Origin of the sequence: Streptomyces olivochromogenes (assembly GCF_021538895.1) — a bacterium.
GTDB classification, from domain to species: domain Bacteria; phylum Actinomycetota; class Actinomycetes; order Streptomycetales; family Streptomycetaceae; genus Streptomyces; species Streptomyces olivochromogenes_A.
On the sequence record NZ_JADDRL010000069.1, the window covers coordinates 31429 to 53378 of the forward strand.

Sequence of the window (21950 nt, forward strand, 5' to 3'; positions counted from 1 at the left end):
CCCACGAGCGTTCCGTCCGCTGTGCACGGCCCCGCCGAGGAGGGGGACGGCATGTTGTCGACCGGACTGCCGCAGGGGGCGGTGCCCAGGCTCGAACGCCCCGGCCCGCTGCGCGACCGCGTCTACGAGGCGCTGCTCGAACTCATCACCACCCGCGCGCTGCAGCCCGGCCAGCACCTGGTCGAGAGCGAACTCGCCGGCCATCTCGGCGTCTCCCGCCAGCCGGTGCGCGAGGCGCTGCAGCGGCTGAACAGCGAGGGCTGGGTCGATCTGCGCCCCGCGCAGGGCGCGTTCGTGCACCAGCCGACCGAGGGCGAGGCCGACCAACTCCTCACCGTCCGTACGCTCCTGGAGGCCGAGGCGGCCCGGCTGGCCGCCGCGAACGCGGACGAGGCGGGCGTCGCGGCCCTCGACGAGATCGTGGCCCAGGGCCTGGCCGCCGTCGCCGCGGGCGACGTGACCGGTGCGGTGGCCCTGAACGCCGCCTTCCACGTCAAGATCATGGAGCTGGCCGGGAACACGGTCCTCGCCGAACTCGCCGCCCAGGTGGACCGCCGGGTGCGGTGGTACTACACACCGGTGGCCCGCCTGCGCGGCGGCACGTCCTGGAGCGAGCACCGGGGCCTGGTCGCCGCCATCGCCGACCACGACGAGCAACTGGCCACCCGGCTCATGCGCGAGCACACGGAACACACCCGGCGGTCGTACCACGAGCGCCCGAAGGGCTAGGAGGACACCCCCTACGGGCGCGAGCCGTCACGCCGGCTCGTGCAGGGCCGGTGACTTCGGCTCCCCGGCCCGCTCGGCCGGGGTGCCCCAGCGGGCCTCGGTGCCGAGCATCGTCATCAACACCGCCACCAGGGCCAGGAGTTCGGCCCCCGCGAAGACCCGGGCGCCCAGGAACGCGGTGGCCAGCGCCACCGGTGCGGCCGTCGCGCGAAAGCGCAGCGGCCGCAGCCGCATCGCCGCACGGAACGCCACGTCCCCGACGAGGAACAGCACGACACCGCCCGCCAGCGCCAGCGCCGGGCCCGTGTGCAGGTGCTCGGTGAGATGCCCGAGGGCCTTCTTCACGCCGGCGGCGAGGAACGCGATGCCCACAAGCATCGGCAGGAACGCGTAGTAGTACGCGTTCATCGCCAGCCGCCACCGGTCCGGCGCCGGGGTCGCCCGGAACGAGGCCTCCGCGCCCTCCTCGTCGCGCACGAAGTACGTCCACCACAGGGTCACGGCGAGCGCGAGCGCCAGGAACGCGCCGCCGAACAGGCCCGGCGTGAGCGGCAGATCGCCGATGCCCACGCCGATCGAGATCACCGACTCGCCGAGCGCGATGATCAGCAGCAGCCCGTGGCGCTCCACGAAGTGCGCCGGATCCAGGCTGCCCAGTTGGACCCGCATCGCGTCCGGCGAGCGGCCGTCACGGCGGCCGGGGCCGTGCTCGGCCACGTACGGCGTCACGAACTGCAGCACGATCGCCAGTACCCACAGGCCGTCCGCCGCGAGACCGTCGAAGAGGCCCGCCGCCGTCACCGACAGGGCCGCCAGCGCGTTCGAGACGCCGTACCAGACGGAGTCCCAGCCGTGGCTGCGTGTGTACAGCGCCGTGTGGACCACCACGACCAGCAGGAAGCCCAGCCCGAAGACCACGCCCGTGTCGTCGAAGACGCGCGGGATCGCCAGCGCGCACACCAGGAACCCGCCCATGCCGAGCATCAGCAGCAGGCGCCGGGACGGCCGGTCGGGCGGTACCTGGTTGGTGAGGTAGGCGTAGGCGCCGTACATCCAGAACAGCACGACGAAGATCAGCGCGACGCGGCCGGCCGTCGCGAACGACAGGTCGGCGGCGAGCAACACGGTGAGCTGGGTGAGCGTGAAGACGAAGACGAGATCGAAGAAGAGCTCCAACGTCGTTACTCTGCGCCCCGGTTGCTCAGGTGCGGTGTTCATTCGGTCCCCCCCAAAGCCGATCGTTGTGCTGATCGTAAAGGGGGGACGCGGAACGCCGGGGGCCGCGGCAGCGGCGCGATCGCCGCCGCTCGTCCCGGCCGACATCGCCGAGCCCGGGCGCATCATCGGGGGCGACCCCGTCGTCGGCACCAGCCACATCGACTGCCTGAGCGCCGCCGCCCACATCCGCGCGCACGTCACCGTCGCGCAGTCCCCGCCCCAGTGCCCGCGCAAGTCGGCGTCAACGCGCGCTCAGGTGCCAGGGACGACCCTTGCCACCCCGGCCCGACCCCCCGCCCCGAGAGCGGAGCAGACGAATGGCACCCACCCTCACCACGACCCGCCCCGGCCTCATCCTCAAGCCCGGCACGGCCTGGAGCGACGCCTGGCAGCGCTCCCTGGCCGTCGCCCCCGAGGCCTTCCACGAGGACCGCGTCCTCAATCTCTACGGTGCCGCCTGGCGGACGGACGGCCGGGCCCGACCCGCGACCACCCCCGTCGACGGCACCCCCATCGCGGGCGCGCCGCGCCTCGACCGAGCCACCGCCCGGCACGCCGTACGGGCCTCCCTGGACCAGCACCGCGCATGGCGGCACGTCCCCCTCGCCGAACGCCGGGCCAGGGTCGCGGCCACCCTCGACGCCCTGACCGAACACCGCGAGCTGCTGGCGCTGCTGCTCGTCTGGGAGATCGGCAAGCCCTGGCGGCTCGCCCAGGCGGACGTCGACCGCGCGATCGACGGCGTGCGCTGGTACGTCGACGGCATCGAGCCGATGGTCGCGGGCCGCGCCCCGCTGGCCGGGCCGGTCTCCAACATCGCGAGCTGGAACTACCCGATGAGCGTGCTCGTGCACGCCATGCTGGTGCAGGCACTGGCGGGCAACGCGGTCATCGCCAAGACCCCGACCGACGGCGGCGTCGCCTGCCTCACCCTCGCCTCGGCGCTGGCCGCCCGCGAGGGCATCCCGGTCACGCTCGTCAGCGGCAGCGGCGGCGAACTGTCGGAGGCGCTGGTACGGGCCCCCGAGATCGGCTGCGTCTCCTTCGTCGGCGGCCGGGACACCGGCGCCGCGGTGGCCACGGCCGTCGCCGACCTCGGCAAGCGGCACGTACTGGAACAGGAAGGACTCAACACCTGGGGCCTGTGGAACTTCTCCGACTGGGACTCGCTCACCGCGGTGATCCCCAAGCTCTTCGACTACGGCAAGCAGCGCTGCACGGCGTACCCGCGCTTCGTCGTCCAGCGTGAGCTGTTCGACGAGTTCCTCGCGGCCTACCTCCCGGCGGTGCGCGGCATCAGGAACGGCCACCCGCTGGCCGTCGGCCACCCCGACGACCTCCCGCCCGAGCTGGACTTCGGGCCGGTGATCAACGCGGCCAAGGCCCAGGAACTGCGCGAGCAGGTCGCCGACGCCATCGACCGCGGCGCCGTCCCGCTGTACCGGGGCCGGCCGACGGACGCCCGCCTGCTGCCCGGCCAGGACACCTCGGCGTACGTCCAGCCGGTCACGCTCCTCGGTCCGCCGTCGTCCTCCCCGCTGCACCACGCGGAACCGTTCGGCCCGGTCGACACCATCGTCCTGGTCGACACCGAGGCCGAGCTGCTGGCCGCCATGAACGCCTCCAACGGCGCCCTGGTCGCGACCCTCTCCACGGACGACCGGGACACCTACGAGCGGCTCGCCCCGCAGATCCGCGCGTTCAAGGTCGGCCACGGCAAGCCCCGCTCCCGCGGCGACCGCGACGAGCTGTTCGGCGGCTTCGGCGCCTCCTGGCGCGGCGCCTTCGTCGGCGGCGAGCTCCTGGTGCGCGCGGTGACCGAGGGACCTGCGGGGGAGCGGCTGCCCGGCAACTTCCCCGACTACCAGCTCGTGCCCTGACCCGGAACCGGTGGCTCGTGGCTATGCCGTGACGTCGCCCCGGGTTGCGCCGGTCACACCCCGGCGCCACCCGGTGACCGTGGCGGCACAGCCACGAGCCGTGACCGTGCTCACCGGCGGATATGCAGGTGAAGGGCACTCCGAAACCTTGGTATTGTTGTCCATGTCGCCGCGGGGAACACCCCCGGCAAGGCGACAGACACCTGGTCCGGGTGGCGGAATGGCAGACGCGCTAGCTTGAGGTGCTAGTGCCCTTTATCGGGCGTGGGGGTTCAAGTCCCCCCTCGGACACTCGCCTCGCTGCGGCGATACGAAATCGAGGGCCTCGACCTTATGGTCGCGGCCCTCGTTGCGTCAGCCGGTCGCGCTGCCCGCGACCCACTCGCTCCACGGCATGTTCCAGTCGCCGAGGCCGTTGTCCGGGGACAGCGTGGTCTTGTCCTGGGAGTTCTTGACGATCACGACGTCACCGATCATCGAGTGGTCGAAGAACCACGCGGCGGGCAGCTTGTCGCCGCCGCCACCCCTGACGTCCTTCAGGCCCACGCAGCCGTGGCTGGTGTTGACCTTGCCGAAGATCGAGTCGGCACCCCAGTAGTTGCCGTGGATGAACGTGCCCGAGGCGGTCAGGCGCATGGCGTGCGGTACGGCGCTGATGTCGTACTCGGGCTTGCCGTCCTTCTTCGTGAGGCCGACGCTCGCACCGTTCATGTGGACATGGCTGAACTTCTCGGAGATGACCATCGCACCGTTGTACGTCGGGTGCTCGGCGCTGCCGGACGAGATCGGGATGGTCTTGATCGTCTTGCCGCCCCGCACGACGGTCATCCGCTTCGTCTTGGCGTCGACCGTGCTGATCTGGCTCCGGCCGATCTTGAACGTGACCGTCTTCTGGGCGCCCTGGAGGTTGAGCCCGACGGTGACGGTGGAGCCGGGCTTCCAGTAGCTCTCGGGGCGGAAGTCCAGGCGGTGGTCGTCGAACCAGTGACCGACGACCCGCTGGCCGCTGCTGGAGCTGACCTGGATCTGCGACTCCACGGCGGCCTTGTTGATGATCGCCCGGCCGAAGTCGAACCTCACCGGCATGCCCACGCCGACGGTCGAGCCGTCCAGGGGGGAGACGTGTCCGACGAAGTCGTTGGCCGGGGAGACCGTGGTGATCGAGGCGTTCCCGGTGGCGGAGCGGTTCTGGGCGTCCTCCGCCTCCGCGGCGACCTGATAGCGGGTGGCCCGCTGCAGCTGGCCGTCCGGCGTCCAGGACGTGCCGTCCGCGGACAGGGTGCCCGGGATCTCGGCACCGGTCGCGACGGCGGTCATGGTCACGTTGGTGAGCGTGCCGTCACTGACGGTGACTTTGACGGGGCCGTTGACCCCGACGTTGAAGGCGCCTTCCCCGGGCGTGATCTTTATTCGGGCGTCGGAAACGTCCTGGGCGGCGCCCTTCGGGTCTGCCTGGTCTGTCTGCGCCTGCGGTTTCGGGTCGCTCCCGGGGTTGTTGTCGCTGGTGGCAGCGTTGCTGGTACCGCCTAGGGCCGTGAGTGCGAGTACGCCGCCGAAAACGCCGGCCGTAGCCATCAGCCCGATGCGTCGCTTACGTACCGTGATCAAACGCTTCTCCCATGCCACTGATCGTTGAATCCCTGGAGCTGGTCACCGAAGGAGTGCAACCCGCTGCAAATCTACTTTTACCCATCCATCCCCTCTTAAGGAGTGAAAGGAGCGAATTGTGGTGGACTCCACGCCCGGCGAGAGCGTCGCCATGAGCGAGCTGTCGGTGGTCGAGTGCCTGTGCCTCGGGCGGGACGATGCGGAGCGCGACCTCGCCGACGGACTTCTCCGTACGGGTTCAAGGAGACGGCGGCCGGCTGCGGCGTGACGGCCTGGCGCGCGCCTACGGTGGGGCGTCCGGCAGCAGCGGCGAATCATGACGCAGTGTCCTGCCGCACGGGTGCGAACCGCGTGATGCCGGTGCGATCCCGTCCCGCGGCCTAGACTGACGGAGTCCGGCCGTGGCGGGAGAAGCGGGGGCCCATGTTACGTGAGGACGCGTCAGCAGGCGCTTCCTGGAAGCTGCGCCGAGCCGTGAAAGGGGTCGCGTCGCGATTCCGGCCCACGGTGCTCGTGGGCCGCGACGCCGACCGCGCGGCCACCGCGTACGGACGTGCGCTGCTGCTCGCCCTCCACGAGAATCCGGCGCTGGCACGCGACCTGTTCGCACAGTACGACGCCCGTCTGCCCGCCGAACAGTACGCATCGGCCTTCGAGGCGGCCGAACGGGAGCAACTGCTGGCCCTGGCCGGGCACTTCGACCGAACGGTGCTCGACGTCGTCAACGACGTCGCGGTCAGGCTGGACGAGCACGCGCTCCGCGCCAGGGCGTGTCACTCCCTGGCGCGTCTGCTCGGCGAGGCCGCGGACGCCGAGCGGCTCGTCTCCTGGCTGAGCGGCCTGCAGGAGACCGGGGGGCTGGACGGGACCGTCGTGACGACGGCGTTGGAGGCCCACACCGCGCGGACGGGGCTGGGCAGGGACGCCGACCTCTGGTCGGCCTTCTTCGACCACCTTCCGCAACAGCTGCTGCCGGAGCGGTTCGACGTACGGCTGCTCCTGGGCCGGGGCGCCGACGCGGTGCGGCTCGCGGACACCCCCGCCCGGCAACGCGAGGCGCTGGCGTGCTGCCTGCGGTCCTCGCGGCTGGAGGACGTCCGGGCCGGCCTGGACCTGGCCGACGCGGCAGGAGACACCGAGTTCGCCCGGCGGCTGTCGGACCGGGCGGGGGACCTGACCCTCGCCGAGGGAAGGCCCGCGGACGCGTTGCCCCACTACGAACGGGCCGGGCGCCGCGACCGGATGAGCCACTGCCATGAGCAACTCGGTGACGTCCGGGCCGCGTTGGAGAACTGCCCGGAGAACGAGCCGGAGCGCATGGCCCGTCTCGCCGGTGAGTGCCGGGCGGAGATCGACGCCCTGGTCGAGCAGGGCGAGCACATGGAGGCCGTACGGCGCATCCGTGCCCTGCTGAGCCTGCTGGACAAGGCCGAACCCGCCGAGCCGGTGGTGCACAGGCGCGACGAACTGAAGAGCTTGCGTCAGGCGGTGACGGCGGTCGAGCGCCGACGCCTCCAGGGCCTCAGCCAGACCGCCCCCGACGACGACACCCGCCAGTCGGTGCACCAGGAATGGAGCAGGTTCGAGGAGGAGGCCGAAGATCTCCTCGCAGCGGCACGGCATGCCGAGGACGCCGACGAGCGTTACCGCGCGCACCGCCTCTACAAGGCGGTCGAGCGCTACGGCGACGCCGACCGCGTCCTGCACAACGACGACTCCCCAGAGGGCCTGGCCGCCCGGGCGGCGGCCCGGGAGGAGGGCGGCGACCTGCTCGGTGCCGCCCGCCTGCACGAGCAGACCGACCGTCACGCGGAGGCGGTCGCCCTCTACGAACGGGCCGACGACCCCGTGTCGGCAGCCCGGTGCCTGATCGGGTGGCGCGGGGACGAGGCGATCGAGGACTCCCGCCTGTCCGGGTACCTGCGCCGGTCGGGCGACATCGACGAACTCGTCCGCCTCTGCCTCGACGCCCTCGCGAGCAGGGGGGCCGCTTCGCACGCCCTCGCGGTGCTGCGCTCGCTGATCGACGACGAGGCCATGGTGGACGGCCCGTCGCGGCAGCGAGTGCTCGACGCGCTGGAGGCCGCGGGCGCCGCCGGCCGCGGAGCCTTCGAGGACAAGGTCGAGGAGTGGGCGACCCGGGCCAAACAGGAGGTCGACCGCCGGTTCTCCCGGATCTGGGGCATGGACCTGGGCACCAGCACCTGCGTGGCGGCCGTCTACGACACGGAAGCCCAGCGACCGGTTGTCTGTCCGCACGCCGGGCAGCCGTACTTCGCCTCGACGCTGAGTGTGACCGAGGACGGCGAGGAGATCGTCGGACTGACCGGCGATGCCATGCTGGCGCGCAGGATCGTCGGCCATGTCAGCGCCGCCAAGCGGCAGATGGGCGGCCGGACCCGGTTCAAGATCCGGGAGCGCACCTACCGGCCGCAAGAGGTGTCCGCCCGGATGATCGGCCATGGACGCACCCTGGTCGAGTCCTTCCTGGTCGAGCAGGTCAAGGAGAGGATCGCCGGGTTCGCCCGCGCCGAACTCGGCGAGATCCGGGAGGAGTGGCTCGACTGGGCCGCCGAACACCACGATCTCGCGGTGAGCCGGCCGAGGGCGATCGTGACGATTCCCGCCTACTTCCACAACAATGCCAAGAGCGCCACCCGGGACGCCTGCCGGATCGCCGGGGTCGAGGTGGAGCGCCTGATCCACGAACCCACGGCCGCGTGCATGGCCGTGTCCCGGCAGCGGCGACTGGACGGTCAGGTCGCCGTACTCGACCTGGGGGCGGGCACCCTCGACGCGAGCTTCGTCGACGTGGACGGCACCATGTACACGGTGAACCAGGTGTTCGGTGACACCAAGTACGGTGGCCGGGACTTCGACGCCGCCATCGCCGACTTCCTGGCCGACCGGCTGCGCGACGAAGGGGTGGACGTCCCCGCCTCCGGACTGGCGCGGCAGCGGCTGGAGATCGCCGCCGAATACCTGAAGATCGCGCTGTCCTCCCGGGAGGAGGCCGACTACACGCTCAACGCCTTCCTGGGCCGGCCGAGCGTGCGCCTCGAACTCACCCGTGCCGAACTCGCGGGAGTGCTCGCCGAACCGCTCGACGCGCTGCGCCGGGTCTGCGAGAAGGCCAAGGCCGACTGGGCCCGGGACGTCTTCGCCGACGAGCCCCAGCACCTGGTGCTGGTGGGCGGACCCATGCTGTCACCGCTCGTGAGCGAGGTCGCGGAGAAGGTCTTCGGGCGCAAACGGACGGGCTTCCCCGACCCACGTGCGGTGGTGGCGTTCGGTGCCGCTCTGCAGGGCGCGGTGCGGGCCGGGGATCTCGGCGAGACACTCCTGCAGGACGTCACTCCGCTGCCGCTCGGTATCAGCGTCCACGACCCGGAGACCAAGGAGCAGCGGTTCAGCACCATCATCGAGGCGAACAACTGGATTCCGGCACAACGAAGTCAGATCTACACCACGGTTCGTGACAACCAGGACACCGTGCTGATCGAGATCTACAACGGGCAGGTCGACGCCGCCTCGAAGATCGGCCAGTTCGAGCTCGTCGGCATCCCGCCCCTGCCGAAGGGGAAGCCGCAGATCGAGGTCACGTTCTCGTTCGACGCGAGCTGCGTGCTCGAAGTGACCGCGGTGGACAAGGGCACCGGCCAGTCCAATTCGGCCCGGATCACCGACCCCACCCTCCTGTCCCCGCGCGAGATCCGGGAGATGGCGGAGCGGCAGTCGGTGCAACGCGAGTTGGAGGACGTCCGACGCACCCTGCGCGACCTCGTGGACCAGGCCGCCGGCCTCGACCCGGAACGACTCTGCCGAGAGTTCCGGGACCGGCTCGAAGCCCACCGGCCGGCCCGCGTACCGCTGGACCGGCAGAGCCAGCGGCTGCTGGCGGAGATGTACGGCAACGAGGCGACCGACGTGGAGTCCGAACTGCTGTCGTTGCGGGGCCCGTTGCGCGACCTGACGGTCACCGTTCGGGACTATCTGGAGCATCCCGCCGCGCTGGACCGGGCCGACGCCGGACGACATCTCGCCGAGCGGCTCGCCGAGCACCTCGACCGGATGCGGCAGGGCATGGTCCGTATGGCCGGATGGAACGGCGTGCTCGCGGCCGTGGCCGCGGCGGACACCGATCCGCTGCACCGTTTCCGGGCCCTGCACGACGCGGGCGACCACCAACGCGCCCTGCGCGCGCACGACGAGCAGACCGAGCCGCTGTCCGATCCGGAGGACCTGCGCCGCCGTCTGCGCTGCCTGGCCGGCGTCGGCGACCGCGCGCGGTACCGGGAGACCCTGCTCGCGGACGCGCCGCGGCTGCCGGCGATCGTCCTGGACCCTGACCATGAGGAGTTGTACCTCGCCGCGGCCCGCCCGGCCCTGGTACGGGTGTCCGACGGCAGCGGCCGGGAGGGCGGCGGCTTCCTCGTGTCGGACCGGCATGTACTGACCGGTGGCCGTTGGCCGGAGGATCCGTCCTCGGGGCTCACGGTGCACATGACCGTGGGAACACGGGCCGTGCGCCGCGTCTTTCGCCCCGACTCCACGGCCGTCGACGCCTGCGTGCTCCTGCTGGCCGAGCGGGTACCGGTCCAGCCGCTGCGACTGGGCTTCCCCAGGCTCACGAACATCGGGGACCAGGCGTGGGCGGCCGCTTCCGACCAGATGCTCGTGGTGGGCACCGTCCAGGGCTTCGAGGCATTTCCCGAGCACGACCTGAAGCTGTTCCGTGCCGATCTGCCGCTCACCTCCGAGGCGGGCGGCGGGCCGCTGCTCAACGAACTCGGTGAAGTGATCGGCATCCTGGTGCAGCCGGATGCGAAGCCGACCACGTTCGCGTTGTCGGTCGACTCGCTGGCTCCGCTGCTCGCGAGTGCCGGGTTCGGGCTGTCCGAGCCCGGCGCCGAGGAGACGGCGCGGTGATCGACACGACGGACTCCTCGGAGGGCCGGCTGATCGACGGCCGCTACCGGCTGCGCGGCCTCCTCGGAGCCGGGGGCATGGGGGAGGTGTGGCGGGCCTGGGACGAGAGACTCGACCGGCAGGTCGCCGTCAAGCTGATCCGGTCCGGCATACGACACCGACGTCTCGGCTCTCAAGCGGGTCCGTACGCGGACCTGAGATCGGCCCGCTTCCGACGGGAAGCGAAGATCACGGCGAACCTCGCCGGCCATCCCAACATCGTGACGGTGTACGACTTCGGGGAAGACCCGCTGTACGTCGTCATGGAACTGGTGCAGGGCACGCCGCTGGACGTTCACGTCCGGCTGGAAGGACTTCCGGCCCCGGCGGACGTCGTCGCCTGGGGCGTCCAGGTCTGCGACGCCCTCGCGAAAGTGCACGCCGAGAAGGTCGTGCACCGGGACCTCAAGCCGTCCAACCTCATCCTCACCGGGGCACGCGTCGTCAAGGTCCTGGACTTCGGTGTCGCGGGGCTGCTCAAGTCCGGATCCGTGTCGACGGCGGCCGCGCAGACGCGGCTGACCGCCGACGGAGGGTTCATCGGTACCGTGCCGTACGCCGCCCCGGAACAGCTCCGCGGCCTACGGGTCGACCTGCGTGCGGACCTGTACTCCCTCGGCTGCCTGCTGTACGAACTCACCGTGGGAACACCGCCGTTCGGGACGGGCCCGGAGGGTGAGGTCGCCGCCCGGCACCTGGCCGAGGAGCCGTCCGGGCTGCGGGCCGGAAAGCCCGACGTCTCCGTCGATTTCGAGCGGCTCGTCCTCGATCTGCTGGCCAAGGAACCCGGGGCCCGCCCTCCTGACGCGCTTGCCGTGCGCAGCCGGCTCACACGACTGGCTCCTCCGTATCGCGCACGCGTCTCGGACGCCGCGGGGGATCCCCTCGGGACAGCGGTCGGCGGTCAGGACCGGCCCGGCGGACTCACCTTGGCCCGCGTCTTCGATCTGCACGCGCCCGACGGCCGTCCGGTCATGGGAGCCGCGCACGAGCGCATCGCCTCGGCCGAGGAAAGGACCGCCCTGCTGGGGTGCCTGCGCGAAGCGCCCGCCGCCGTGCTCCTGCCGGACGAGCCGGACCGGGTCGATCCCGGACGCGGCAGGGTGGTGCCCGCGGCCTTCCGCACCGACGGAACGTGGGTCTGGTCCGACCAGATCGCCTACTACCTCGCCCGCTACGGGTACGCACCGGAGCCCGGGTTGCGGCGGCACTTCGCCACGCGGCAGGAGGAGCGGCCCCAGGTCACGGCCCGGCTGCGCGGCGAGGCCGGCCGGCTGGTGCTGGCCGAGCCCGAAGGCTCCCTGACGGGACGTCCCCGCGCCGGTGGCGGCGATTCCTGACCCCGCGGAAACGAGGGCCCCGGCCTCGACCGACGGTCGGGGCCCTCGCGTCTTCTAGGCGATCCGGGCGTGTGCCGCCAGCAGGGCCGGCATGGGCAGCAGCGGGCCCTGCGGGTCCTTCGCCGCGTTGTCCCAGCGGCGCAGGGCCACCGCGTCCGGGGCCAGTGGATGGGCCGCGAACCCGGCCGCCTCGTGTGCGTCCATCGGGCCGCCCTGAACCTTCAGGGACGCGATCGACACCGGGCTGAGCAGGGCGCGGTACGCCGGGTCGGTGGTGACCAGGTAGCGCTTGGCCGGTACGTGCTGGGCGATGACCCAGGCCGCGCGCTCGCCCAGACGGCGCCGGGCGAACGCGGCGCCGGCCAGCTCGTGCGGCAGACCCGGGTGCTCGGCGCGGACCTGGCGGGCGCGGCCGATGTCGTGCAGGGCCGCGGCGACCACCAGTTCGTCGTCCGCGCCCGCCTCCATCGCCAGCCACGCCGTCTGCAGCGCGTGGCTGCGCTGGTCGACGGCCTCCCCGCCGTACGGCAGGCCCGCGAGGCCGTCGACGAGCGCGGTCAGTTCCTCGTCCGTGAGCGGGATCGGCGCGGTCATGGCCGCTCCGTTCCGCGGATGGCGTCGGCCAGTTCCTCCGCGAGCTCCGGGGTCGCCGCGACCACGCCGGACCAGCGGCGGGTGAGGTCGGGGTCGATCTCCAGCGGGCGGCCGTGCACATCGATCACCGCGCCGCCCGCCGCGGGCACCGTCAGCATCGCGGCCGCCAGGTCCACGATCCGGTGCGTGTCGGAGCCGGCGTCGGCGAACGCGTCCGTCGACCCCTCGGCCACCAACGCCGCCTCCAGGCAACTCGTCGACAGGATGCGGATCCTGGCGGCCCGCGTCGCCACCCGCCACCACGCGTCGGCGATGTGCGGCTGCGGGCGCAGGAGGCTGACCGCCGCCCCGTCCAGTTCCGTACGGCCGCTCGTGCGGTACGGCGACGGCTGCCCCGCCACCGTGTGCCAGCAGCGCCCGGTCTCCAGCCAGCAGGTCAGCGCCTCCTGCGGTACGCCGTCCACCGCGACGACGCCCGCGAAGGCGGACAGCGGGACGCCCGAGGCGGCGTTCGCCGTGCCGTCCACCGGGTCGGTGACGAGCGTGACGGCGGACCCGTTGTCGATGTGGCCCAACTCCTCGCTGAGCAGGTTGATCCGGTGGGCGTCCACGACCTCGGCGATCGCGGTGTCCACCAGGATGTCCAGCCGCATCGTGGGCGTCCCGTCGGCGCCCAGCCCCACCTTCTCGGACAGCCGGGCCCGGTCGTACGTCTCGCGCGCGGCCCGGAAGGCGGTGACGGCGGCCCGGGTCGCGTCGGCCAGCGCCGGGTGGACACCGGAGGGCAGTGCCGGTTCGGGCACCGGCCAGGGGATGTGACCGCTCGTCCCGGTCGTCCCGCTCGTCCCGCTCATCCGGCGTCACCCCCGCAGGCGGCGCGCAGGACGGCCGCGACGACGGGCCAGGGGCGGCCCGGCTCGGCCAGCACCAGGTCGGCCCGCAGGCCCGGCTCCAGACGGCCGCGGTCCCGCAGCCCGGCGACGTCCGCGGCACCGCCGGTGACCAGGCCGACCGCCTCGGGCAGCGGCGCCAGCCCCTCCTGTGCGAGCAGCAGCGCCGCCCCGAGCAGCCCCGAGGGCAGGTAGTCGGAGGCGAGCGCGGTGACCAGGCCGCGGGCGACCAGCTCACGGCCGGAGGCGTTGCCGTTGTGCGAGTGGCCGCGCAGGACGTTCGGCGCGCCCATCACGACCGGCATGCCGTGCTCGCGTGCCGCCTTGGCGGCCGCCGTCGTGGTGGGGAACTCGGCGACCGCTCCGCCCCGTTCGCACAGCTCCTCGATCTCCCGCGGCGAACCGGGGTCGTGCCCGAGCAGCCGGATCCGGCCGGTGCGGGCCTGCTCGCCGAGCCAGTCCAGGGCCTCCTCGCGGACGCCGAGCCGGCCGTCCCGGTCCACGATCAGCTGGTCGACATAGGCGCGGGCCTCGTCCTCGGTGACCCCGCGCGTGCCGACGAGATACCGCTCGTAGTAGGTGCGGTCCGTGTACTGGCCCTGGCCCGGGGTGTGGTCCTCGTGCGAGACCAGGACGGGTCCCCGGCCGTCGTCGCCGAGCTCCGCGAGCCGCTGCCGCAGTCCGGCCAGGCCCTCGGGACAGCGGATGTCCAGCCGGTGCAGGATCCGGTGGTCCACCAGGCCGTCGTCGCCCCGGCCCGCCACGGCCGCGCAGATCCGCCGCGCGTTCTCCAGCGTCCGGCGCATCCCGCGCCCGCCGCTCTCCTCGAACGCCGCGCCGTGGAACGCGGTCGTGACACCGGCCGCGCGGAGCTTGCCCTCGAAGGACAACAACGCGAACTCCAGGGGCAGTTCGGCGCCGGGCCGGGGCAGCAGCTCCTTCTCCAGTCCGTCGCTGTGCACGTCCACCAGGCCGGGCAGGCACAGCAGGCCCTGCCCGTCGACGTCCGCCTCCACACCGGCCGGGTGCGGTTCGACGGCGGCGATCCGGCCGTCGCGTACGGCGACGAGCGCGTCGTCCAGCACCCGGTCGGGCAGCACCGCCCGCACGTGCCCGAGCACGTAGTCCGCGGGCGGGGCGGCCGGCGTCCAGCCCTGGACCGGCGCCTCGGCCCCTTCCCTGCTCACCAGTTGCGTGCTCATGCGGCTGCCTCCAGCATCTGGGCCGGTGTGCCCTGGCGGGCGATCCGGCCGTCCCTGACGAACACCACCCGGGACGCCAACTGCCGTATGGCGTCCATGTCGTGGAAGACGGCGAGGACGGCGACGCCCTGCCCCGCCAGCGAGTCGATCAGCTCCAGCGCGGCCTCCCGGTTGGCCGGGTCCAGCGCGGAGACCGGCTCGTCGAGCAGCAGCAGCCGGGGCGGCTGCACCGTGCCCGCCGCGAGGTTCACCCGCTGGCGCTCACCGCCGGACAGGACACCGCAGTCGACGTCCCACAGCGTCTCGTCGAGGTTGAGCCGGTGCAGCGCGGCCGCCGCGGCCTGACGCGCCTCGGCCCGGTCGAGTCCGCGCCGCCGGGCGGTCGCGGCGACCACCTCCAGCGGGCCGGTGCGCGGCGGGGCGGCGAGGAACTGCGAGACATAGCCGAACTCCCGGCCGCGCAGCCGGGCCATCGCCCGGTCGCCCAGCGTGGTCAGCTCCACCGGCCCGGCCGCCGTACGCAGTCGTACGGAACCGGAGTCCGGCAGGTAGGTGCGGTGGACGCAGCGCAGCAGCGAGGACTTGCCGGCGCCGCTCGGGCCCGCGAGGGCGACGTGCTCGCCGGTGCGCACGTCGAGGTCGACGCCGTGCAGCGAGGGCACGGTCCGGCCGTCGATGCTGTGCAGGGTGAAGGACTTGTACAGGGCGCGTACGGACAGGACGGCGTCCTGGGGCTCGGATGCGGGGTGGTTCGTGTTCACCGGGCTCACCTCCGGGCGGCGGCGACGAGCCGCTGGGTGTAGGGGTGGTGGGGGTCGTGGAAGAGCTGGTCGGTCAGGCCCTGTTCGACGACCCGGCCCGTCTGCATGACGAGCGTGCGGTCGGTCAGTGCCTCGATCACGGAGAAGTCGTGGCTGACGACCACGGCCGCGACGTCCCGCTCGGAGAGCAGGCTGCGCAGCAGGTCGAGCACGCCCGCGGCGACGGAGGCGTCGAGACCGGTGGTGGGCTCGTCGAGCAGCAGTACGGGCGGTTCGGTGGCCAGGGCCTTGGCGATCTGCACGCGCTGCCGCATGCCGCCGGAGAAGGTGTGCACGGGGTCGTCCATGCGGGACAGCGGTACCTCGACCCGGTCCAGCAGTTCGGCCGCGCGGCGCCGGATGGCGTGGTAGCCGCGCCAGCCCGCCGCCGTCAGCCGCTCGGCGATGTTGCCGCCGGCGGAGACGCGCAGGTCGAGTCCGGCGGCCGGGTCCTGGTAGACGACGGCCATCGAGTCGATCCGCAGCCGCCGCCGGACGGCCGGGGGCAGGGCGAGCACCTCGGAGGCGCCGTCGTCCACCGAGGCGAGGTGGACCTGTCCGGCGGTGGCGGGCTCGTCGCCGATGACGCAGCGCAGCACGGTGGACTTGCCGGAGCCCGACTCGCCGATGAGGCCCAGGGCTTCACCGGGCGCCACGTCGAAGGAGACGTCCCAGGCGGCCACCACGGCGCCGGTGGACGGGCTGATCGCGGTGCCGTGCTCGGGACCCGTGCCGGGGACGGCGGACGCGCCGCCCGCGCCGTGCACCTTGCCGATGCCGTCGACGCGCAGGGCCCATTCGGGGCCGCCGGTCCGGGTCCTGCGGGCGGGCGCGGGCGCGTCGTCCGCGGGGGTCTTACGGACCAAGGGGGCGGCGCGGCGTCCCGCGCGGGCCGCCGGATCGGGCAGCAGGGCCAGCGGCGCGCGTTCCCGGTGGGCGGCGGTGTCGGCGTCCGCGGCCTGGACCCGCGCGCACCACTCGGTGTCGCTGCAGGCGAAGGCGCCCTCGGTACCGGCGTTGACGAGATAGACGTCGTCGCTGCCGCAGAACTTGCAGCGCCCGCCCGGCTCGTGCTCGACCTCGAAGGGCACGTCGTCGAAGGTGAGGGGCCGTACCTCGGTGTGCGGCGGCACCGCGTAGATGCGCTTCTCTCGGCCCGCGCCGAAGAGGTTGAGCTGCTCGGCCCGGTGGAGGCGGGGCACGTCCCAGCGCGGGATGGGGCTGGTCGCCATCACATAGCGGCCGCCGACCAGCACCGGGTAGCCGGTGCTCGCGGTGATCATGCCGTTGCGGACGATGTCCTCGTAGAGGCTGACCCACATCGCGGAGTAGTCGCCCTCGGCGTGCATCCGCGCGCACTCGGCCACCGACTTCTGCACACCGCGCAGCGGTTCGGGCACGGGCACCTGGTAGACGAGCACGTGCCGGTCGGTCAGTGCCTCCTCGGGGACGCGGTGGCGGGTCTGTACGACCGTGGCCTCACGGGTGTCGGCGGACTCGCCGCACCCGGTGGTCCGCGCGATCATCCGGCGCAGGTTGGTGGCGTTGACGCCGGCGTCGTCGCCCTGGTCGATCACCTTCACCGTGTCGTCGGCGCCGATCACCCCGAGGGTGACCTGGAGGCCGCCCGAGCCCCAGCCGCGGGCGACCGGCATCTCCCGGGAGCCGAAGGGGACTTGGTAGCCGGGCACGCAGACCGCGGCGAGACAGGCCCGGCGGATCTCGCGCTTGGCGTCCTCGTCGAGGATCCCGGCGGGCGGGCTGCCCGCGTCCGCCTCGGCGACGAGCGCGCCGATCCCGGACGGCTGAGCGGTGTCGTACGTCGTCGTGCTCATCGGCAGTCCTTTCCCGTGGGCTCGGCGGCCCGGGCCGGCAGGTCCTCGCCCGCCTCGGCGGCGGCCCGCATGGCTTGCTTGCGCTCGACCATCGAGCGGAAGGTGACGTAGTGGGGGAGCTTCAGGTGCTCCAGGAAGCCGCCCGAGTCGAGACCGTCCACCGTGAGCAGCAGCAGCTGCTCCAGCGGGCCGCTGCGGCCGAACCGGCGGTTGGCGATGTCCAGGTTGGCCATGGCGATGGCCTTGCGCTCGTTGTGCCCGAAGCACAGGCCGTAGCCGATGTCGAAGCGGGTACGGTCCTCGTCCGCGCCGTCCAGGTCCTCGATGGCCTCGGCCTCGGTGACCCGGAACTCGCCGACGGTGACCGGGTTTCCGGTGTGCGGGTGGCGCACCCGCAGCGGGAGCCGGCCGTGCCGCAGCTCGCCGAGGGTGATCTCGTGGACGTCGCCGTCGGGTCCGAGGACCGAGCGGTACCAGAGGGCGACCAGCGCCCCGGACTCGGCGCGGGCCATGGCGGCGAGGACGGCGGACCGGTCGGCGGGCGGCCGGGCGGGCTTGCGGGTGATGTCGTGCGGCTCGGGGTCGTCGCCGGTGCGCCCCTCGGAGACCAGGTCCAGCTTGCGGAGCAGGTCGAGGAACCGGCGCGGGCTGCGCTGCTCCTCGGTGCGCTCCGGGACCTCCGTGACCTCCGTGACCTCAGTGCGGGCCGATTCCTCGGTCGGCGGCTCGGGCGGGCCCTCGGGCCGCTCCAGCAGGCGGCCGGTGTAGTCCGAGGTGCGGCCGAGGAGTTGCGGTCCGTCGGGCTCGCGGAACGCGGGCACGATGCGGCGCAGCACGGTCATCTCGCCCGGGTCGACGGCTTCGCTCACCGCCAGCCGCGGCAGGGTGGACCGCTGGGCCCGCAGCAGGTGCGAGGCCTCCAGGGTGTCGCCCTCGGCCTGCCGGAAGGCGGCGGCCGCGGTCGGCTCGTCGTAGAGGCCGGCCTCGCCCATCACCCGGTCGACGGCCAGCCGGAAACGGGCGGTGATCTGCTCGGTCGACGCCCAGGGCGCGGGCGCGTGGTCGCGCTTGCGGCGGACCAGATCCTCGGCGGCGAGGATCGCCTCCAGTCCGCCGCGTGCTCCCGAGTACCCCATCAGTTCTCCTCCTCGGACACGGCATCGGTCACGGCATCGGTCATGGCGTGCGGGGCCACGACGGCGACGGCGGTGCTGCGCGGCAGGCCCATGAGGCGGCCGTCGGGCGCGGCCAGCAGCAGATCGACCCCCGCGGGGAAGCCGCCGACGGCCTCGGCGCGCGCCTCGACGAACCCGTCCGGCACGCCCCGCGGAGCGACCTCCCGCTCGCCCGGCACACCCGGCCCGGACAGCCGCCACGTCGACGGCCCGCCCTCCAGCGCGGTCACCGGCAGGCAGAGCAGGGCGCCGTCCTCCGGGGCGTCGGCCGTACCCCGGGCCAGGCGCAGGATCTCCGCGGGCGCAACCGGTCGTACGGAGGCGACGAGCCGGGCCTTGTCCAGCGGCACCGCCGGGGCGTTGGTCGCCAGGCTCAGCACGTCCGACCAGAGCGCGGCGCCGTCCTCCTCCAGGACACGGATGCCGGTGCCGAGGTCGGCGAGCGCGAGGACCGGCAGCAGCGCGGGCGGCACCACGGCCGCCAGGTCGGCGGGGAAGCGGGTCACCGTGCCCGGTCGCGCCAGGGCGTCCAGTACGGCCCGGAAGACGCCCTGTGCCCGGGCGGGGCTCAGCTTGGCCGCGGTCACCAGGTCCGCGGTCCCCCAGGGGTCGGCGGCGGGGGCCGGCCCGGTCTCGACGGCGGTCACGTCAGCTCCTCGAACTCGACGACGGTCGGGGCGAGTTCCGCCCACTCCTGGCTCTCCTGCCGCTCCCGGCGGCGCGCGACCCGCTCGCACAGCCGGTCGACGTCGGCGGTCCGGGGCCGGCCCGACTGCACCTCGGCGTCGAGTACGGCGGCGGCCAGTACGGCCGCGCGGTCGTCCCCGAGGCGCATGGCCCAGCCGCGGTGACCGGCCACTTCCACCTCGGCCCGGCAGGCCAGGACGTCACCGAGCAGGAACCGCTGTGCCAGGACCGGCTCGCGGACCTGCGCGGTCACGCAGCCGACCTCGGGCGCCACCAGGACCCGTACCTCGGCGCCGTCGGCGATGCAGGCGTCGGCCAGTTCGATCAGTTCGGCCCTTTCGGCCTCGGCCAGCAGGGCGCAGCGACGCTCCCTGCTCCATACGTGTGTCACCTTTTCTCCAGGTTCCTTGCGGTGTATCGGCTCTGTGGGGTGTGTCAGCCCTGCGCGGTGTGACCGCTCGACGAGGTGTGTTCGTCGAGTTCGACCACGACGCGGACCGCGTCGGCGCGGGTCCAGGTACGGCTGCACATCAGGACGTTGCCGGCCGCCTCGTCGCGGCTGACGCTCTCCACCAGCCAGGCGGGCAGGCTGCTCTCCGTGCGCAGGGCGCGCAGGACGTCGGGCGGCGGGACGTCGATGCTGACCCGGCACCAGGCGCGCATCGGCCGTACCCGCACCATCTGGCGGAGCACCAGATCGACGGAGTCGACCGCGTGCAGGGCCAGATCCAGGTCGGGCACCTCGTCCACCGGGATCCACTCGTGGGTCCAGGAGGCGAGCAGGTCGTCGATGTAGAACTCGCGCACCACCTCGTGCACGGGCGAGCCGGCGGGCCGCTCGAACCGGTCCGCCAGATCGGCGGGCAGCGGGATCGTGCGGACCGACTTGACCAGCGCACGCGGGGTGGCGCCCGCCGCCGCGATCGTGGTGGACCACGACGGCGGGACGCTGCGCGAGATGACGTAGTCGATGCGCCGGTTGACGAAGGTGCCCGACCCCTGGGTCCGGCGGACGACGAACCGGCGTTCCAATTCCTGTACGGCCGCCCGTGCGGCGGCCCGGCCCACGCCGAACCGCCGGGCGATCTCGGCCTCGCTGGCCACCCGGGTGCCCCGGGCGTACTCGGCCAGCTCGGCGGACAACTGCTCCGCGATCTCCAGATACCTGGTCGCACTCACACGAGGAACTCTCGTCGGCCAACTCGTCCGGACAACCTGCGTACGACCAACGCGTCCGACCGGGACGGTGAACAGCCGTGTCAGTTGTTTCCCGGTTCGAAGCGCCCTTCTTCCATGGAATCCACGGGAGAAGGGCGCGATGGGGTGGTGGATGGAGGACGGAGCGGTCGCGGTCGTCAGCGGACGACGCGGCGCAGCCACACCGCGAGCAGCTCCACGACGAGCACGGTGGCGAACACCAGCAGCAGTACGGTGGTGACGACCCCGAAATCCAGCACCCGCGAGGCGTTGAGCAGGTCGAAGCCGATGCCGCCCGCGCCGACGATGCCGAGCAACGTCGCGGAGCGGATGTTGACGTCGAGCTGGTAGAGGACATGGCCGACGAAGGCGGGCGCGGCCTGCGGCAACGTCGCCGCGCAGAAGACCTGCCAGCGTCCCGCACCGGTGGCCCGTACCGCCGCCTCCACCCCCGGGTCGACCTCCTCCAGCGAGTCGGCGACGAGCTTGCCCAGCAGCCCGACCGCGCCCACGCCCAGGGCCAGCGCGCCGGCCACCGCGCCGAGGCCGGTGATCACCACGAAGACGATGGCGAGGACGAGCTCGGGGACGCCGCGGACCAGCACCACCACGCCCCGGAACACGGCGGCCGTCGCGGGCGAGGGCGCGACGTTGCGGGCGGCCAGCGCGCCGACGGGCAGCGCCAGCACCGCGCCGATCAGGGTCGCGGCGAAGGCGATCTCGACGGTGTCGAACAGGTCGGAGAGCAGGTCCGGCAGGATGCCCCCGGTGCTCGGCGGCCAGAACAGCCCGAGCGTGGGGCCGAGGTTGCCGAGCGCGCCGAAGAACTGGCCCGGTGCGAGACCGGCGCCCCACACGGAGGCGGCGAGTGCCGGCACGGTCACGACGGCGTAGGCGGTACGGCGGACGCGGCGGGGCGTCCAGGGCGGGGCGACACGGGGTGGCACCGAACGGTTCGTGGACGTGGCGTCCCCCGCCGCCCCCGCGTCCTTCGGCTTCATCGGCGCCGGAACGGACATGAGGACGGCGGACGTACGGGACACCGCGCCCCCTCGCCGGCGCGTCCGTCCGCCCGCGTCGGCGTCGCGCAGCAGCGCCCGGCGGATCGCCCCGGAGAGCAGCTCCACCAGCACGCACAACGTGAGCACCACCACCGCGAGCGCCATGCCACGCCGATAGTCCAGGGCGTTCAGGGAGCGCGCGATCTCGAAGCCGAGGCCGTTCACGCCGACGAAGCCCAGCACCACCGAGATCCGGAGGTTGATGTCCAGCCGGTGCAGGGCGTTGGCCACCAGGGAGGGCAGGACCTGCGGCATTACGCCGGAGACGAGTTGCTGGAGCCGGCCCGCGCCGGTGGCCCGTACCGCGGTGCGCGGTCCCTCGTCGATCTGCTCGATGGAGTCGGCGTACATCTTGCCGACCATGCCGACCGAGTGCAGGCCCATGGCGAGGACGCCGGCCAGTGCGCCGAGTCCGAAGACGCGGAAGAAGACGATCGCCAGCACCACGTCCGGTACGGCCCTGGCCAGGACGACGACCCCGCGCGCCGTGAACCGCGCGGTCGCGTGCGGGGTGGTGTTGCCGGCGGCGAGAACGGCCAACGGGACACTGAGCAGCACCGACAGCAGCGTCGCGCACACCACGACGGCCATCGTCTGCCCGCACAGCCGCAGCACCTCGGCGGGGGACGGGAAGTCGAGCGGCACCGTCCGCCGGATGAAGTCCGCCGCGTTGGAGGCACTGTCCACGAGCGTGGCGGCGTTGATCCGCAGGTCGGCGAAGGCCCAGCAGGCGAAGCCGGCGAGCGCGGCCGGCACCAGCAGCGCG

Annotated in this window: 17 protein-coding genes and 1 tRNA gene; 6 read left to right on the top strand and 12 right to left on the bottom strand. The window is 73.0% G+C overall.

Translation table 11 applies throughout. The features are described from left to right. The first annotated feature begins 51 nt into the window (after positions 1 to 51). The gene (locus tag IPZ69_RS29815) at positions 52 to 729 is read left to right on the top strand and encodes a GntR family transcriptional regulator (protein WP_235457724.1); all 678 of its coding nucleotides are present in this window, start codon (positions 52 to 54) and stop codon (positions 727 to 729) included. A 27-nt stretch (positions 730 to 756) separates the two neighbouring features. On the opposite strand, the gene IPZ69_RS29820 is transcribed toward IPZ69_RS29815, so the two are convergent. After that, on the bottom strand, positions 757 to 1905 hold the full coding sequence (locus tag IPZ69_RS29820) for a low temperature requirement protein A (protein ID WP_235457725.1): 1149 nt from the start codon (positions 1903 to 1905) through the stop codon (positions 757 to 759). A gap of 359 nt (positions 1906 to 2264) precedes the next feature. Between IPZ69_RS29820 and IPZ69_RS29825 the strand changes: the two genes are divergently transcribed. Further along, a complete protein-coding gene (locus tag IPZ69_RS29825; protein ID WP_235457726.1) occupies positions 2265 to 3827 on the top strand; it encodes an aldehyde dehydrogenase family protein in 1563 nt (520 codons plus the stop codon). Between the two features lie 206 nt (positions 3828 to 4033). Further along, a tRNA-Leu gene (locus IPZ69_RS29830) sits at positions 4034 to 4118 on the top strand. A 63-nt stretch (positions 4119 to 4181) separates the two neighbouring features. On the opposite strand, the gene IPZ69_RS29835 is transcribed toward IPZ69_RS29830, so the two are convergent. Continuing rightward, positions 4182 to 5402, bottom strand: coding sequence for a L,D-transpeptidase (locus IPZ69_RS29835; protein ID WP_235457747.1), 1221 nt, complete (start codon positions 5400 to 5402; stop codon positions 4182 to 4184). A gap of 154 nt (positions 5403 to 5556) precedes the next feature. On the opposite strand from IPZ69_RS29835, the gene IPZ69_RS29840 reads away from it, so the two are divergent. From IPZ69_RS29840 to IPZ69_RS29850, 3 genes are all read left to right on the top strand, one after another. Continuing rightward, the gene (locus IPZ69_RS29840) at positions 5557 to 5703 is read left to right on the top strand and encodes a hypothetical protein (protein WP_235457727.1); all 147 of its coding nucleotides are present in this window, start codon (positions 5557 to 5559) and stop codon (positions 5701 to 5703) included. Positions 5704 to 5948: 245 nt separating this feature from the next. Further along, on the top strand, positions 5949 to 10364 hold the full coding sequence (locus IPZ69_RS47535; protein WP_235457728.1) for an Hsp70 family protein: 4416 nt from the start codon (positions 5949 to 5951) through the stop codon (positions 10362 to 10364). Continuing rightward, positions 10361 to 11743, top strand: a complete 1383-nt coding sequence (locus tag IPZ69_RS29850) for a serine/threonine-protein kinase (RefSeq protein WP_235457730.1) — start codon at positions 10361 to 10363, stop codon at positions 11741 to 11743. Before IPZ69_RS47535 ends, IPZ69_RS29850 begins: the two co-directional genes overlap by 4 nt. A 54-nt stretch (positions 11744 to 11797) precedes the next feature. Here the strand turns inward: IPZ69_RS29850 and IPZ69_RS29855 are convergent, their stop codons facing one another. The 10 genes from IPZ69_RS29855 to phnE form a co-directional block, all read right to left on the bottom strand. Further along, positions 11798 to 12337, bottom strand: a complete 540-nt coding sequence (locus tag IPZ69_RS29855) for an HD domain-containing protein (protein ID WP_235457732.1) — start codon at positions 12335 to 12337, stop codon at positions 11798 to 11800. Next, the gene (locus IPZ69_RS29860) at positions 12334 to 13191 is read right to left on the bottom strand and encodes an inositol monophosphatase family protein (RefSeq protein WP_235457734.1); all 858 of its coding nucleotides are present in this window, start codon (positions 13189 to 13191) and stop codon (positions 12334 to 12336) included. Before IPZ69_RS29860 ends, IPZ69_RS29855 begins: the two co-directional genes overlap by 4 nt. After that, entirely contained in the window at positions 13188 to 14429 is a 1242-nt protein-coding gene (locus IPZ69_RS29865; RefSeq protein WP_235457736.1) for an alpha-D-ribose 1-methylphosphonate 5-triphosphate diphosphatase, read from the bottom strand. Before IPZ69_RS29865 ends, IPZ69_RS29860 begins: the two co-directional genes overlap by 4 nt. Beyond that, the gene (locus IPZ69_RS29870) at positions 14426 to 15190 is read right to left on the bottom strand and encodes an ATP-binding cassette domain-containing protein (RefSeq protein WP_235457737.1); all 765 of its coding nucleotides are present in this window, start codon (positions 15188 to 15190) and stop codon (positions 14426 to 14428) included. The genes IPZ69_RS29865 and IPZ69_RS29870 overlap by 4 nt, the downstream gene beginning before the upstream one ends. 5 nt (positions 15191 to 15195) lie before the next feature. Continuing rightward, positions 15196 to 17064, bottom strand: coding sequence for an alpha-D-ribose 1-methylphosphonate 5-phosphate C-P-lyase PhnJ (locus IPZ69_RS29875; protein WP_235457738.1), 1869 nt, complete (start codon positions 17062 to 17064; stop codon positions 15196 to 15198). Continuing rightward, entirely contained in the window at positions 17061 to 18200 is a 1140-nt protein-coding gene (locus IPZ69_RS29880) for a carbon-phosphorus lyase complex subunit PhnI (protein WP_235457739.1), read from the bottom strand. Before IPZ69_RS29880 ends, IPZ69_RS29875 begins: the two co-directional genes overlap by 4 nt. Next, entirely contained in the window at positions 18200 to 18886 is a 687-nt protein-coding gene (phnH, locus tag IPZ69_RS29885) for a phosphonate C-P lyase system protein PhnH (RefSeq protein WP_235457740.1), read from the bottom strand. Before phnH ends, IPZ69_RS29880 begins: the two co-directional genes overlap by 1 nt. Next, complete coding sequence (locus IPZ69_RS29890; RefSeq protein ID WP_235457741.1) at positions 18883 to 19317, bottom strand: phosphonate C-P lyase system protein PhnG; 435 nt, start codon at positions 19315 to 19317, stop codon at positions 18883 to 18885. Before IPZ69_RS29890 ends, phnH begins: the two co-directional genes overlap by 4 nt. 44 nt (positions 19318 to 19361) lie before the next feature. Next, the gene (locus IPZ69_RS29895) at positions 19362 to 20105 is read right to left on the bottom strand and encodes a GntR family transcriptional regulator (RefSeq protein WP_235457742.1); all 744 of its coding nucleotides are present in this window, start codon (positions 20103 to 20105) and stop codon (positions 19362 to 19364) included. Between the two features lie 176 nt (positions 20106 to 20281). Further along, on the bottom strand, positions 20282 to 21950 hold a 1669-nt coding region (gene phnE, locus IPZ69_RS29900; RefSeq protein ID WP_308407559.1), incomplete at its 5' end, for a phosphonate ABC transporter, permease protein PhnE.

What these genes read in the sequence shown, in the direction of transcription:
- IPZ69_RS29815 (WP_235457724.1), top strand. Translation starts at nt 52, where the DNA reads ATGTTGTCGACCGGACTGCCGCAGGGGGCGGTGCCCAGGCTCGAACGC.
- IPZ69_RS29825 (WP_235457726.1), top strand. Translation starts at nt 2,265, where the DNA reads ATGGCACCCACCCTCACCACGACCCGCCCCGGCCTCATCCTCAAGCCC.
- IPZ69_RS29835 (WP_235457747.1), bottom strand. Translation starts at nt 5,402, where the DNA reads ATGGCTACGGCCGGCGTTTTCGGCGGCGTACTCGCACTCACGGCCCTA.
- IPZ69_RS29855 (WP_235457732.1), bottom strand. Translation starts at nt 12,337, where the DNA reads ATGACCGCGCCGATCCCGCTCACGGACGAGGAACTGACCGCGCTCGTC.
- IPZ69_RS29860 (WP_235457734.1), bottom strand. Translation starts at nt 13,191, where the DNA reads ATGAGCGGGACGAGCGGGACGACCGGGACGAGCGGTCACATCCCCTGG.
- IPZ69_RS29865 (WP_235457736.1), bottom strand. Translation starts at nt 14,429, where the DNA reads ATGAGCACGCAACTGGTGAGCAGGGAAGGGGCCGAGGCGCCGGTCCAG.
- IPZ69_RS29875 (WP_235457738.1), bottom strand. Translation starts at nt 17,064, where the DNA reads ATGAGCACGACGACGTACGACACCGCTCAGCCGTCCGGGATCGGCGCG.
- IPZ69_RS29880 (WP_235457739.1), bottom strand. Translation starts at nt 18,200, where the DNA reads ATGGGGTACTCGGGAGCACGCGGCGGACTGGAGGCGATCCTCGCCGCC.